Consider the following 15,035-nt stretch of genomic DNA (forward strand, 5'->3'; position numbering starts at 1 on the left):
TAAAAGTCTCGAAACTGAGTCTTCAAGAAACCTGCCAATTAGTTGAATAAAAAAGACACCGGATTTCCGGTGTCTTTTGAAATATTATTAATTAATCATATGGCGTCGAGCATTTGGAACTGGGCTTTTACGAGGTCATAGTACTCGCCTTCCTGGTCCATCAATTCATCATGCGAGCCTTGCTCGAGGATGCGCCCGTTTTCCAGAACGAAAATATTGTCCGCTTCTCTTATGGTCGATAAGCGGTGCGCAATCATGATCGCTGTTCGTCCTTTGAGCAGTCTACGAAGCGCCTGTTGGATTTTCAGTTCTGTTTCGGTATCGATGCTGGCGGTCGCTTCATCCAGAATAAGAATCCTCGGATTAGCCAGAAGCGCACGGGCGAAGGACAAGAGCTGTCGTTCACCGGCGGAAAGGATATTTCCCCGTTCTTCTACTTCCGTTTCATATCCATTGTTCAAACGCTGGATAAAGTCATCGGCTCCGACGACTTTCGCGGCTTCGATGACTTCTTCATCGGAAGCATCCGGACGTCCGAAACGGATGTTTTCCATGATCGTCCCTGAGAAAATGAAGGTATCCTGAAGGACGACACTGATCTGCTGGCGCACACTATCAATCGTGGCATCTTTTAAGTCTACCCCATCGATTTTGACGGCTCCCTTGGTCGGATCATAAAAGCGGCTGATCAAGTTCGCGATCGTCGATTTACCAGAACCGGTATGACCGACAAGAGCGACAGTCTCCCCTTCCTTCATTTCAAGGTTGATGTCGTGTAAAGCGATGCGTTTGGAATCATACGCGAATTGAACATGATCAAATTCAATATGGCCGCGCATATCTTTCAGCTCAATCGCATCTTTCTTCTCTTCGACATTCGGTTCCTCATCCAAAAATTCAAAGATTCTTTCCGAGGCGGCCATCGCCATCAGGAGCTGGTTATACATCTGTCCTAAACGGGAGATCGGCTCCCAGAACATGCCAAGGAAGAAAGCGAACATGACAAAATCCCCTACTTCGATACTTGACTGCAAGATTAGATGGGCTCCGTAAGCGATAAGTATGACCGTTCCGACCGCATTACTCATTTCAACAAATGGGCGGAACATGGCACTTTTCTTTGAAGCTGTATTCCAGGATTGGAAGTTATCCGTATTCACACCATTGAAGTACTCGGTATTTTCTTTTTCCTGAGAAAACGATTGAGTAATGCGGATGCCTTGAAGGCTTTCATTCAAGTGCGAATTCAACTTTGATTGTTGAATCCTCACATTCTGCCAGGAGCGGCGAATGTTACGGCGCAGCTTCGTTGAGATATAGAACATAAGCGGCAGGATGACGAGAATCGCCAGGGCCAGTTTCGGACTGAAAACTAATAGAATAACGACAATCCCTGTCAACATGACCACGTCCATCAGCAGGTTGATGATTCCATTCGTGAACAATTCCTGCAGGGAGTTGATGTCGTTCATAATCCGGACAAGAATCGAACCTGCGGACCTCGAATCGAAAAACTTATGAGAAAGTCTTTGGACGTGGGAAAACAAATGTTGCCTCAAGTCATAAATGACATTTTGACCGAGGATGTTCACATATTTAATTCTAAGCGCGTTTCCGATATAACTGAGTAAATACATGATGGCAATGCCCACCACGAGTTGGATCAATAGATTGGTGTCCCCTTCAGCGATCGCAATATCGATCGCTACCTGACCAATTAAAACGGGAACAACCAGCCTCACAATGGTGGAAATAAGCATCGCAACGATGGCAACAGGTAGCAATGTTTTAGCATAAGGCTTCAAATATTTAAGCAGCCGCCACATTTGAGCCCAGTTGAACGGCTTTTCAATCGCCTGGTCCTGCGTATATTTAAATCGATTCAAATGGGTGCTCGTTTCTGGTTCATGCTTTGGTTTGCGAGCCATGGTCTCCCTCCTTTTATGAAATGTTAGATGTCTTTAAAATTTTCTCTTTATCCTGATATTGAATATCGTAAATTCGTTGATATGGTCCACCATTCGTAAGAAGTTCTTCATGAACACCCCGTTCTTTGACGGAACCGTCTTCAAGAACGATGATCTCATCGGCGTGCTTTAATGAAGAAATGCGGTGGGCAATGATGAAGGTCGTGCGTCCTTTCATCACTTCCTGCAACGCTTTTTGAATTTTGAATTCTGTTTCCATATCAACAGCAGAAGTCGCATCATCCAACACGAGGATTGCCGGGTCAATAAGGATCGCACGTGCAATCGCAATCCGTTGTTTTTGACCACCGGAGAGTCCCATGCCACGTTCACCTAACAGGGTGTCATACCCGTCCGGCATCTCCATGATGAACTCATGCGCCTGTGCCCTTTTGGCAGCATCGATGACATCTTCAAGGGTCGCATCTGGATTTCCATAAGCAATGTTTTCTTTGATCGTCGTTGAGAAAAGGAATGACTCTTGCAAGACAAAGCCGATGTTTTTGCGCAAACTTTTTAATCCATAATCTTGTACCGGACGACCATCGACGAGGACTTCCCCTTTTTCCGGTTCGTAAAAACGGGTGATCAATTGGGTGATACTCGTTTTCCCTGATCCCGTTGCTCCGATCAGACCGATCGTTTTTCCAGGAGGAGCATCAAAGCTGATATCTTTCAATGCGGAATCGTCATCTTCGACGTAAGTGAGTGTGACATCCTTGAACGTCACGTGCCCTTGCAAACGGTCCTGGTGAATGGCATCCTCTTTTTCAGCGATTTCTTCAGGTGCTTCTAAAATCTCCAATAAGCGTTCCCCGGAAGCTTTCGCCTGGGAGAAAAGGTTGATGACAAAACCTAAGTTCATCAATGGTCCGAGAATGTACCAGACCAAACTGAAAAAGGCAACCAGTTCTCCGAGCTGCATCATGTTATTCATAACCATATATCCGCCGTAGGCAAGCAAAGCTACAACCGATACGTTACCGATAAACTCCATCAATGGGAAATAGCGGGCCCATATGTTGGATGTCGTAATAAATTTGGATCGGTAATCTTCACTTCTGTTCGAAAAACGCCCGATCTCAAAGCTTTCTCTGGAAAGGGATTTGACCGTATTCATCCCGCTGATGTTTTCCTGCACACGTGTGTTCAGCTTACCGAAAGACTTACGGATTTTACGGAAAGCCGGGTGCACCTTTCGATCAAACCGATAAATGACAACAGCAAGGAACGGCATGGCCGCCATTGTGACAAGGGCAAGTGGAACAGAGAAATAAAACATAACGCTCAAACTGATGACGATGAGCAGGAAGATTCGGATCAGTTCCGAGAATCCAAAGGAAAGGAAAAAACGAAAGCCTTCCACATCTGCCGTCAATCTCGACATCAAATCTCCTGTCTTGGCATTGTCGTAATAACGAAAAGGCAGCCGCTGCAATTTTTTATACAGCTCGTCACGGAGCGTATAAACCGAGCGTATACCGAAGAAGTCCCCTAAATACTGATGAAAATATGTAGCGAATCCTTTGATGATCATGAGTGCGATAAATGCGATACATATATAAGGAATGAGACGATACTCTTCAGCGAGAACAACATCATCAATGGTGATCTTCAAAACGATTGGATAGACCACTGTAATGATGGTTACGAAAAATAATGAAAACAAAGACCAAAAGAAAAATTTTCGATATGGCCAATAAAATTCTTTTAGTTTTTTAAACGTATCCAAAGGTTTTCCTCCTTCTTATTTTTTAACGTAATATTAAATATATCGGGTTGCGAAATAAATATCTACCCATTTGCAATAATTTTTAAAATTTTCTATCTAGAGGATGATTTTCCCTCATACGAAAGTTGTAGATGAATTTTTTTATCTAGTTGCAGGATTGTGTAAGGTTTGATCTAAAGATAACGGTTGGCCAGTCAGCTAGGTTGAGTTTCGGGTATGGTCAGGAGAGATGGACCATTTATTCAGGAGCCACTTATAGAGAAGATTCTTTGTTCACGATCTTCTATGGAGACATGGAACAATTTTAAATCAGTCGCTTCCTCTCCTTCCATCCCCTGTTTCGTTTTGGATGAGAAGAAAATTCGTGTCTTTATATGTAAAATGTTGAATTCTCCTGTTAGATTCCGATATTCTATTAGAGGAGACCGGAAGATAGAAAGGAGTTTATTCAATGAATTTATTTGAAGAAGGATTAGATTTTAATTTTGATGTCCTCGTCGAGTGGCTGATTACGGGAGGACTTAAAATCGCTGTCATCCTCATCGCTTTTGCGATTATTAAACCTTTAGGTACGAAAGCGATTGAAGCAGCGATCAATCGGATGAGTCAGCAGAGGAACATTACAGACGGAAGAAATAAAACGTTACAAAAAGTTGCTGTGAATCTGTTTTCTTATGTTTTACTATTTATTTTGGTTATGATGCTACTGAGTGCCGTGAATATTGAAATTGGACCATTGCTTGCTGGTGCAGGGATTCTCGGTTTAGCGATCGGGTTCGGTGCCCAGGGCCTTGTTTCTGATATCGTTACCGGATTCTTCTTACTGATTGAGCGCCAGATTGAAGTCGATGATTACGTTACAGCCGGTGGTTATGACGGAATCGTTGAAGAAGTCGGTATCCGTACGACGAAGATCCGCAGCTTTGATGGAACATTGAACTTTGTTCCTAACCGTAATATCGTTGGTGTCGCCAACCACTCCCGCGGCAACATGCGTGCGCTTGTGGACATTGGCATCGGTTATGATGAGAACATCGATGAAGCGATGGCTGTTCTCCAAAAAGTCGCGGACCAATTTACAGAGGACGAGCGTTTTGTTGAAGGACCGAATGTGCTCGGTGTCCAGAGTCTTGGTTCTTCTGATGTCGTGATCCGTATCCTCGGTAAGACCGAAAACATGGAACAATGGGCGGTTGAACGTGATATGAGAAAAGCGATGAAAGAAGCCTTGGATGCTGCGGATATCGAAATTCCATTCCCTCATCAAGTGTATATTCAAAAAGAGTCTTAATAACAGGAATAACCCGACCTCATGAGGTCGGGTTATTTTGATTCTTCTTTCCACATTTCTACTTTTTTTATTTGTCCTTTGACAAGGTCTACGATCTTAAATCGGTAGCCTTCTCCTTCGACTACAGTTCCTTCTTTTGCTTCAAAATCTTTCGTATAGATCCAGCCTGAAATCGTGTCGATATCGATGTGATCCAATTGGATATCAAAAAAATCATTGATGTCCTGGATGGCGGTCTTACCTTCTATTAAAAAGTGACCGTTTTTCAGTCGTTTGATATCCCGTTCTTCTTCGGCATCAAATTCATCCCGGATTTCCCCGACGATTTCTTCAAGAATATCTTCCACCGTCACGATTCCGGACGTTCCCCCATACTCATCAATGAGCACAGCCATATGGGTATGGTCTTTTTGCATCTTCACGAGCAGGTCGTGGATCGGAATATTCTCAAATACTTTCATGACTGGTCGCAAAAACGGCCGGAGTGTACTCTGATTTTCCGCATCATCATAGAGCAGTTCTTTCATATGAATGATTCCGATAATCTCATCTTTGCTGCTCTCAATCACGGGATAGCGGGTGTAGCGGTTATGCTTCACTTCCCTCACCGCATTCGTCACCGATTGCCTTACATTTAGTACGGCCATCTCTGTGCGGGGGATCATAATCTCCTTCGCCGTCCGGTTATCAAATTCAAAGATACGATCGACATACGTGTACTCCGATCGGTTGATTTCCCCTTTTTGATAACTTTTTGTAAGGATGTGTCTCAGCTCTTCTTCTGAGTGCACTTCATCTGATTCACGAGCGGTCTGGAAACCGAGCATGCGTACAAAAATATTGGCAGAACCGTTCAACAGCCAGATGAGCGGATACATCAATTTGCTATACAACATGAGAGGTCTAGATAAAAGCAGGGTGATACTTTCTGCCTTCTGAATCGCCATCGTCTTTGGAGCAAGCTCTCCGAGGACGACGTGTAAAAAAGTGATGACAAAAAAGGCGATCACAAATGAAAGCGTGTGGGTAAGGCCTTCGGGTAGAGCAATTTGATCAAACAAAGGTCTCAACAAAACTTCAAGCGTGGGCTCTCCTAACCAACCGAGCCCAAGGGCGGTGATCGTGATGCCTAGTTGACAGGCACTGAGATAATAATCAAGATCACTGACAACACGGATGGCATTCTCCGCTTTTTTATGTCCTTCCGCTGCCTTTGCTTCCAGTCTTGTTTTTCTAACCTTTACGATGGCAAATTCACTGGCTACAAAAAAAGCAGTGAGCAGAATCAAAATGGCCACTGCTGTCAATTTAATCGCTATCTCCATCAAAGCCACTCCTTATAAAAAAGAAGGAGGAAACTTCCTCCTTCTCTCATCTATCCTCTATTGTTAACTGGAATGACCAACCTATGCGTCCTTTTACAGCTCTCGAAGTGTTTTTTCAACGATATTTACACCTACAGGGAGTGCTTCTTCCTTCGGTTTCAATGTAGATTGGTGAAGACCTGCTTTAGAATCGACGCCGAGCCAGAACATGAACCCGGGAATCTCTCTGACCATATAGCCGAAGTCTTCGCCAGTCATCGCCATGTTCGCTTCTTTGTACTGATATTCGGTCTCCTGCACAAGCTGCTCAAAGCGCTGCACTTGTACACCATCGTTGAACACTTGGTGATAGTTGGACCCGTAATCGATGTGAATGCTGCAGTCGTTAGCGATCTCAAAACCTCGCGCAACCTTCTCGATCTCCGCTTTGACTTTTTCCATCGCTTCTGGAGACAACGTGCGAATCGTGCCTTCTAAGCGAGCAGCCTGGGCGATAATGTTCTGCACCGTCCCCGCTTCGATTCTTCCAATGGTAATGACCGCACTGTCCAATGGATCGACTCTGCGGGCGACGATTTGCTGCAAATGGGAAACGAAGGCACTTGCCGTGACGACCATATCATGAGTCAAATGAGGAAAGGCCGCGTGCCCTCCGACGCCTTTGAAATCGATGAACAGTTCACTCGTATTGGCAAACAATAATCCTGGCTTTGAAGAAACGGAACCGACCGGAAGTTCAGGTGCCACGTGCAATCCGAAAATGACGTCCGGACGGTACCTTTCCATCGCTTCACACTGAAGCATCGGTTCTGCCCCACCAGGACCTTCTTCCGCGGGTTGAAATAGAAAGACGACATCATCTTCAGCCGGGTCCTGAGCGAGTCGGGTCAAAGCCCCAAGAGCAATCGTCATGTGAAAGTCATGACCACAGGCATGCATGCGCCCCTCATGGGTGGACTGAAATTCATAGCCCGTCTCTTCCGTGAGTGGAAGTCCATCGATATCCGCCCGGTATCCAATGGTTTTCCCCCCGATGCTCCCTTTCACACGTACAAAAATACCCGTTCGCCACGTTTCTACTGTTAAAGCTTCTTGAGGAAGTTTGTCTATATAATCCAATAAATACTGCTGTGTTTTGTACTCCATAAAGCCAAGTTCAGGAATTTGATGCAGCTCTCTTCTGATTCGTGTTAACCCTTCTTGTTTCAAAGAAATTCCTCCCTATACGAAAGGCCCTGCTCCAGGAGCAAGGCCCTTCCTTCTATTTAATAGGATCCAAAAAATTAGTTATCCAGTTTACGAAGTGCCTGCATGATTTCTGTCTTGGACTTCGTCTGATCGTCAATTTCCTTGATCACTTTCGCAGGTGTGCCTGCAACAAGGGTGTTGGCTGGTACATCTTCTGTTACAATCGCTCCGGCAGCAACGACCGCACCTTCGCCGACCGTTACCCCTTCAAGAACGACAGCGTTGGCTCCGATGACGACACCATCTTCAATGACAACCGGTTTGGCAGAAGGTGGTTCAATAACTCCTGCAAGGACAGCACCTGCTCCGATGTGGCAGTTCTTTCCGACCGTTGCACGTCCGCCAAGCACAACATTCATGTCGATCATCGTGCCTTCCCCAACGACAGAACCGATGTTGATCATAGCCCCAAGCATGATGACCGCTCCGTCTCCGATCTCAACCTGGTCACGGATGACAGCACCTGGCTCAATACGCGCGTTGACTTTTTTCAAGTCAAGCAGAGGAATAGCAGAATTTCGACGGTCGTTCTCAAGGACATAGTCCTCGATTTCATTTTCATATTTTTCTAGAATCGGCTGGATGACTTTCCATTCTCCGAAAATCACTCCGGAGTTACCTGTGATGAAATCTTGAACCTGTTCACCAAATTCGATATTTTCTAAATTTTCACCTTTCAAATAAACTTTGACCGGTGTTGATTTTTCACTATTCGATATGAATGAAATGATTTCATTAGCGTCCATTTGTTTCATGAGTAGTTCCTCCTTTATGTATCTTTCATCCTTTACTTTATCAAAGGGAGAGAGACTTTTTCAATCTTCTTTTTTTGGAATTCTGAGAATTAGTAGAAAACTAATGACAGCAAGTAAGAGTAATCCCATATAGACGAAATGTAACCCTGATGTCAAACCGTCCTGCAAAACGAGGAGAGCTTCCTGACTCAATTGCTCTCTCGTTTCCTCTCTGAGGAGGGAATTGGCAGAATCGACGCTGAAAGAGGCCGGAAGACTTGAACTCTCTATCGCATTGGCCACCTGGCTGTTCAAAATTCCTCCAAGGAGTGCAGCACCAACGGCACTCCCAATCGTACGCATGAACATATTGGTCGCTGTCGCAATCCCTCTTTTTTGCCAATCGACACTGTTTTGAATCGAGACGATAAAAGAGGTTGACGATAGCCCCATCCCGATTCCGATAAACAAGGAGCCCATGGCGGCAAACACGGGGCCTTTTTCCGGACTGAGCAGGGAAAAGATGGTTCCCCCGATGATGAGCGAAACCCCGCCGAGGACGGCGGTTGGACGAAAGCCGATTTTTAAAATCAAGCGTCCGGCGACGGTTGCTGCAATCGGCCAGCCGATTGACATCGTCGTAAGCGTAAATCCGGCAACGGTCGCCGATTGCTCCATCACCCCCTGCACGAAGGCCGGTAAATAGCTGCTCACCCCGATAAGGATCATTCCGGTCGTAAGCGACGTAAGGTTGGCATAGCGGATGGAACGAATATGCCATAAATCCATCGGCATCATAGGGTCGTCCGTTTTTCTCTCATGAAAGAAAAAGGCGAGTGCACCAACAAAAGCGACAATCACCATCGAAAGCATGGTCCAGGACATCCAATCGATCCCTACTCCGCCTTCCACTAGGATAATCATCAGTGTGCTGACTGTGATGACGACCCACATGGATCCGGCTACATCCACATTCCTCTTTTCTTTGGAAACCTCTTCCTTAAAGAAAAAGAGAATGCCCAAAAGCGCAAGCAGGCCGAGAGGGATATTCATCCAGAATACATACGGCCAGGAGAGAAAATCAACGAAGAACCCTCCGAGTGCAGGTCCTGTCACGGCAGAGATGCCCCAGACGCTTGATAAATACCCTTGGATTTTCGCCCGCTCTTCTTTTGTATAAATATCACCGACAATCGTCGTTGCAATGGGCATCAAGGCTCCAGCTCCGAGCCCCTGGACGAGTCTCGCTCCAATTAAAACATTCATGGAAGGGGCAAGGGCGCAAAGAACAGCTCCCAATAGAAAAAGGCTGATTCCGAGCATGAAGATCGGTTTCCGCCCGAAAACATCAGCTAATCTTCCAAAAAGCAGGACAGTCGCTGCATTCGTCAGAAGATAAGCAGAAAACACCCAGCTGTATAAGCTGAACCCTCCAAGATCCGCTACGATACTCGGCATCGCCGTGGACACGATCGTCGCTTCTATCGCTGCCAGGAACATGGCAAGCATGATCGATGCAAGCACAAGTCCCCTTTTTTGGTTGTCTTTCTTCATATGTAGGTTCACCTTCAATACAAAAATAGATGACATCTTAGATGCCATCTATTCTATCATAATCGGTTTATTGACTTGCTTCTACCATTGTATGTTTAAACGTTTCATGATAATGCTTGCTGAATTGTTTAAGGATTGTCCGACGTGTTACAATCCCGTCGAATTCTCCTTCTTCATTCGTCACACAGACAAACGGATAATCAATAAGCTTGTGCATCGCATCAATCATACTGTCACCAAGCTGTAGACAAGGCACTTCATCATCCATCACTTCACTGACCGTCATTTCAGATAGTCGGTTCAATTCAAATTGTTCAATTCCCAATGTTTCTTCCAAAATTTTCGTTTTGCTGATGACTCCTTGAAATTTAAAGGTAGGATCCAGTACCGGTACCGCAGAATACCCAGACTTCACTAACACCAAAAGCGCATGCTCAAGCGGGTTACCAATTTGTACGTGGGCTACTTTCTCAGCTGGAATCATAAGTTCTGAAACAAGTGGGATTCTCGTTGCTTCTTTTTCTAAACTTACCATGTTCTTGTTCACTCCTCTTTTTCTTGAACATTGAAGGAGCAGAAAGAGACGCTCTTAAGACCATTACATATTCTAACACAATTTCTCCCTAATCACGAACGCAAATTCCGACAATTCTCTCTCTAGCATTCTTCCGACTATCTATTACCCCCATTTCTGTTCTGGATAAACCTGTTTAATCCTCCATTCTTTATAAAAAAACGATTCAAGCGTATAATGGAATCAGTTCATGAAATTGGAGTTGAAAAATGTGCTGACACACACCTTTACAAAGCGCGAAGAAATCGCCAATGCCATCACTCATGGGATTGGTGCCATTCTCAGTATCGCCATGCTCGTCCTGCTCATTGTGTTCGCAAGTCTAGGAGGCAATGCCTGGCATATTACAAGTGTGACGATTTATGGAGTCACCATGCTCATCTTGTACGTATCCTCAACACTTGTTCACAGCTTCCCACCAGGCCGTGCCAAGGATTTGTTTGAGATCTTCGACCATTCCGCCATCTACCTCTTTATTGCCGGCACGTACACGCCGATCTTGCTCGTCCCGTTAAGGAGCACATTTGGATGGACGTTATTCGGCATCGTTTGGGGAATGGCCATTCTCGGAATAATATTCAAAGTGTTTTTCGTCAAAAGGTTTGTCGTAATGTCCACGGTCTTTTATGTATTGATGGGCTGGTTGATCGTTCTCGCCTGGGGTCCTTTGACAGTGGAAGTTCCTGCAGCAGGTATCACCTATCTCGTCGTCGGTGGCGTCATGTATTCGATTGGATCGATTTTTTATGTCTGGCGGAGCTTCAAATACCACCACATGGTCTGGCATTTGTTCGTGCTCGGCGGTTCGATTCTTCACTTTTTCTCGATTTTCTTCTATATCATTGGTTGAACCAAGACTCGCAGGGGCCTCCTGCGAGTCTTTTACTTACAGCCGTACGTGAGGAGATCTTCAGGCGAGTATTTAAAAGAAAAAAACTCCAATGGCATCCATTGGAGTTTTTTCCTTATGAGACGGTTTCCCCTTGTTCTACAATCTTTTCCCAATTCTCTCCGCCGTCATCAGAGATATAGGCGGAACCATTAAAGGTGTAAATGGCCATTTTGTCCTCCGTTTTGGTAAAATACATAACCGCATCTTCTGTCAGGTCTGGGAGTGGGACAGCCGAAGTGCCCGCTTCACCAAGGATATAGGAGGTCATCGTCGCTTCCCCGGTGTACAAGCCATAAAACAGTTCGTCTTCACTAAAATAAAGCCCCCCCGCTTGTCCAGTCTCCGAAATCCCTTCAAAACTCTTCCCACCATCTTCGCTCAGGAAAACCCCGGAATCTGTAGCGATGGCTACCGTTTCTCCATTTGTAGGGTGGACAGCCATCTGAAATACACCACCCTCGATTCCTTCCGCTGGAATCGACTCCCAAGTCGCGCCAAGATCGGTACTTCTATAGAAACCTTGATCCAATTGAGAATTCGGCTGCTCATTAAACACGTAAACAGACTCATTGGCAAACCCTGCTCCCATGACGTGAAAATCACTTTCCCCGACAAATGCAAGAGATTCTAAGCTCTCTTCAGAAACCTTCCCCTTTTGTAGACCCAGTGGATTTTGAAGGTCACTGGATGGAATCGGGTGACCTGAAGAGAGAAATCCGTCCTCTCTCACCTGAAAGCCCATGTAATCATGAGGGTGATCAACCGCTTCTTTCCATTCCCCATCCTGGTATATTTTGATTCCCGTATGGGCGGCAAAAGCGAACCCCTCTTCCATATGGCCGAGGCCATGAACATGTCCTAGATTTCCTTCAAATGGTTGTAAGTATTGCTGCTTTTCTACCTTCTCTTCTTCTGAGCTGTCCTCAGTATCCATTGCTTTTTCTTCCACTTCCTGACTGCAAGCCCCAAGAATAGTGGAGGCTGCAAGAAGGCTTAGTGCGGCTTTTTTCAGATGACCCATAAAATTTCACCCCTTTTAAAAATACCCCCGGAGAGTGTTACACCGGGGGGTTGTTCGTTATACCACATCGTAGCCTTGTTCTTCGACTGCTTCTCTCATTTCTACTTTATTGGCCGTTTCTGAATGAGATACTTTTACATCACCTGTCTCAAGATCGACGTCAACAGCGTTCACGCCATCGACTTCTTTCAATGCTCCTTCAACAGCACTTTTACAGTGTCCACATGTCATACCTTCTACTTTTAATGTTGTTTCCATCTTCAACATCCTTTCATTTTTATCGTGAGTTTATATTCTCGCCCGCTTCAAACGAAGGGAGTTTGTGACAACGCTGACGGAACTGAAAGCCATCGCAGCGCCGGCCACCCACGGAGCGAGAAGTCCAATCGCAGCGACTGGAATACCTGCAGAGTTATACGCAAGCGCCCAGAAGAGATTTTGACGTATGTTACGCATCGTCTTTCTGCTTAAGCGGATCGCCTGACTCAAGTGAGCAAGATCTCCACCGACAAGTGTAATGTCTGCGGTTTCAATCGCAACATCAGATCCTGTCCCGATAGCAATGCCGATATCGGCAGTAGCAAGGGAAGGTGCATCATTGATGCCGTCTCCGACCATGGCTACTTTCTCTCCCTGTTTTTGCAGTTCTTTCACTTTTTCAGCCTTCTGCTCAGGAAGCACCTCCGCAAAGACTCCATCGATTCCGACTTCTTTGGCAATCGCTTCAGCGGTACGTTTATTGTCTCCTGTAACCATATAGACACTCAGACCGATGGCTTTCAAATCGGCAATCGCTTGTTTGGATGTTTCCTTGACTGTATCTGCGACAGCGATATAGCCTTTCAATTCACCTTCGACAGCGATGAACATCGCGGTCTTCCCTTGTTGTTCCAGTGTAACCAAGGATTCTTCATACAAACCATAATCGATGTTTTCCCGCTGCATCAATTTTCTTGTTCCGATATCGATCCGATTGTCGTCGACTACGGCTTTAATTCCATGCCCAGGAATCGCTTCGAACTCTAAAGCGGCTGCTTTCGTGACTCCCTTCTCTTCTCCGTATTGCACGATGGCCTCTGCTAACGGATGTTCCGATGATTTTTCTGCAGCAACGACAAGAGGCAGTAACGTTTCCTCGTCCTCAAAAGCTACAAAATCAGTCACTTCCGGCTTCCCTTTTGTAACGGTGCCTGTTTTATCCAATAGAATCGTCGTGAGTCGGTGGGTGCCTTCTAGATATTCACCGCCTTTGAACAAAATGCCCTGTTCCGCTCCTTTTCCTGTACCGACCATGATCGAGGTCGGTGTAGCCAGGCCAAGCGCACATGGACATGCGATGACGAGCACAGCGATGGCAGCTTCCAATGCGGGCGGCCATTCTCCCGGTGATACAAACAGGAACCACACAAGGAAAGTCAAAACAGCGATACCAACGACGATCGGAACGAAAATTCCAGAAATCTGATCAGCGGTTCTTTGGATCGGTGCTTTTGATCCTTGCGCTTCTTCTACAATTTTGACAATACCAGATAGAGCTGTATCTTTTCCTACCTTTTCAGCCTTCATTGTAATGGTTCCATTTTTGTTAATGGTTGAACCTATGACAGGTTCGCCTTGTTGTTTATCTACAGGGATGGATTCTCCTGTGATCATTGATTCATCGACAGACGTAATGCCTGTGACAACCGTCCCGTCGACAGGGATTTTCTCTCCTGGCTTGACGAGAATGTCATCGCCGACCTGTACATCATCGACAGGAACCTTTTGTTCTTTTCCATCACGGATGACTGTCGCTTCTTTCGCCTGAAGGTTCAATAACTTTGTCAGGGCAGCTGTCGTCCGGCCTTTGGCGAGCGCTTCAAAAAGTTTCCCTACAAGGATGAGGGTGATCAGGACGGCACTCGTTTCAAAATAGAGTTCAGGCGTGATGCCAGGATTCAACTGCCAGCGGATGGCTTCGACCAGGCTGTAAAAATAGGCGGCCGAAGTTCCAAGCGCTACAAGGACATCCATATTGGCACTTTTATTAGATAGTGCCCGGTAGGCTCCTTTATAAAACTGGGCGCCGATATAAAATTGGACGGGGGTTGCGAGCAGGAATTGGAACCACGGATTCATCAGCCACATCGGTACCGGAAGACCGATATCCCAAGGTAAATGGCCGACCATCGTGTACAAGAGTGGAAAGGATAGCAGAGCTGAAATCCAAAGTTTCCTTTTTTTCTCGTTGATTTCTTCTTCCTTCTGTTCTTTCTGTTCCTCCCGGTTCTGTTTCGTCACTGCATGATAACCGAGTTTCTCTACTTTTCCAATAATGTCATCGACGCTCAATGTGTTTGGGTCGTATTCGATGACACCCGCTTCTGTCGCTAAATTGATGTTCGCCTCACTGATCCCACTTGTTTTAGACAATACTTTTTGTATCCTTGTCGAACAGGCAGAACAGGTCATGCCTTGAATATCGAGCTCGACACGCTCTTTCTGAACACCATAGCCAAGCTTTTCGATCTTCGCCTCTATATCCGCCGGCTGCACTTTGGATTCATCGTAGTGGATACTCGCCTTTTCCATGGCGAGGTTGACGTTGGCTTCAACACCCTCCATTTTGTTGAGTACTTTTTCAATTCTTGTGGAGCAGGCAGAGCACGTCATCCCAGTGACACCGACATTCATCTGTTTCTTATCTGCCATCGTCTC

12 protein-coding genes are annotated in these 15,035 nt (G+C 45.7%); 2 read left to right on the plus strand and 10 right to left on the minus strand.

All coding sequences use genetic code 11. The annotated features are described in order from the left end of the window. Positions 1-95: 95 nt before the first annotated feature. Entirely contained in the window at positions 96-1,928 is a 1,833-nt protein-coding gene (locus tag HFA01_RS03380) for an ABC transporter ATP-binding protein (protein WP_146813217.1), read from the minus strand. Between the two features lie 13 nt (positions 1,929-1,941). After that, a complete protein-coding gene (locus tag HFA01_RS03385; protein ID WP_146813219.1) occupies positions 1,942-3,699 on the minus strand; it encodes an ABC transporter ATP-binding protein in 1,758 nt (585 codons plus the stop codon). 451 nt (positions 3,700-4,150) lie between these two features. Between HFA01_RS03385 and HFA01_RS03390 the strand changes: the two genes are divergently transcribed. Further along, on the plus strand, positions 4,151-4,990 hold the full coding sequence (locus tag HFA01_RS03390) for a mechanosensitive ion channel family protein (RefSeq protein ID WP_146813221.1): 840 nt from the start codon (positions 4,151-4,153) through the stop codon (positions 4,988-4,990). 32 nt (positions 4,991-5,022) lie between these two features. On the opposite strand, the gene HFA01_RS03395 is transcribed toward HFA01_RS03390, so the two are convergent. The 5 genes from HFA01_RS03395 to cbpB form a co-directional block, all read right to left on the minus strand. Then, complete coding sequence (locus HFA01_RS03395; protein ID WP_146813223.1) at positions 5,023-6,315, minus strand: hemolysin family protein; 1,293 nt, start codon at positions 6,313-6,315, stop codon at positions 5,023-5,025. A 93-nt stretch (positions 6,316-6,408) separates the two neighbouring features. Beyond that, complete coding sequence (locus HFA01_RS03400; protein WP_146813225.1) at positions 6,409-7,524, minus strand: N-acetyldiaminopimelate deacetylase; 1,116 nt, start codon at positions 7,522-7,524, stop codon at positions 6,409-6,411. Between the two features lie 74 nt (positions 7,525-7,598). Beyond that, entirely contained in the window at positions 7,599-8,318 is a 720-nt protein-coding gene (gene dapD / locus HFA01_RS03405) for a 2,3,4,5-tetrahydropyridine-2,6-dicarboxylate N-acetyltransferase (protein WP_089652739.1), read from the minus strand. Positions 8,319-8,378: 60 nt separating this feature from the next. Then, positions 8,379-9,851, minus strand: coding sequence for an MDR family MFS transporter (locus HFA01_RS03410; protein WP_146813227.1), 1,473 nt, complete (start codon positions 9,849-9,851; stop codon positions 8,379-8,381). A 67-nt stretch (positions 9,852-9,918) separates the two neighbouring features. After that, complete coding sequence (gene cbpB / locus HFA01_RS03415) at positions 9,919-10,386, minus strand: cyclic-di-AMP-binding protein CbpB (protein WP_146813229.1); 468 nt, start codon at positions 10,384-10,386, stop codon at positions 9,919-9,921. Positions 10,387-10,615: 229 nt separating this feature from the next. On the opposite strand from cbpB, the gene trhA reads away from it, so the two are divergent. Then, positions 10,616-11,275: a PAQR family membrane homeostasis protein TrhA gene (trhA, locus tag HFA01_RS03420; protein ID WP_146813231.1), complete on the plus strand. Its 660-nt coding sequence runs from the start codon at positions 10,616-10,618 to the stop codon at positions 11,273-11,275. Between the two features lie 115 nt (positions 11,276-11,390). On the opposite strand, the gene HFA01_RS03425 is transcribed toward trhA, so the two are convergent. From HFA01_RS03425 to HFA01_RS03435, 3 genes are read right to left on the minus strand one after another with little or no spacing between them, the layout of a single operon-like run. Continuing rightward, positions 11,391-12,338, minus strand: a complete 948-nt coding sequence (locus HFA01_RS03425; RefSeq protein ID WP_146813233.1) for a F510_1955 family glycosylhydrolase — start codon at positions 12,336-12,338, stop codon at positions 11,391-11,393. Positions 12,339-12,395: 57 nt separating this feature from the next. Then, the gene (locus HFA01_RS03430) at positions 12,396-12,596 is read right to left on the minus strand and encodes a copper ion binding protein (RefSeq protein WP_146813235.1); all 201 of its coding nucleotides are present in this window, start codon (positions 12,594-12,596) and stop codon (positions 12,396-12,398) included. Between the two features lie 30 nt (positions 12,597-12,626). Beyond that, positions 12,627-15,029: a heavy metal translocating P-type ATPase gene (locus HFA01_RS03435; protein ID WP_146813237.1), complete on the minus strand. Its 2,403-nt coding sequence runs from the start codon at positions 15,027-15,029 to the stop codon at positions 12,627-12,629. Positions 15,030-15,035 lie beyond the last annotated feature (6 nt).

Origin of the sequence: Halobacillus faecis, from assembly GCF_007991335.1 — a bacterium.
GTDB lineage: Bacteria > Bacillota > Bacilli > Bacillales > Halobacillaceae > Halobacillus > Halobacillus faecis.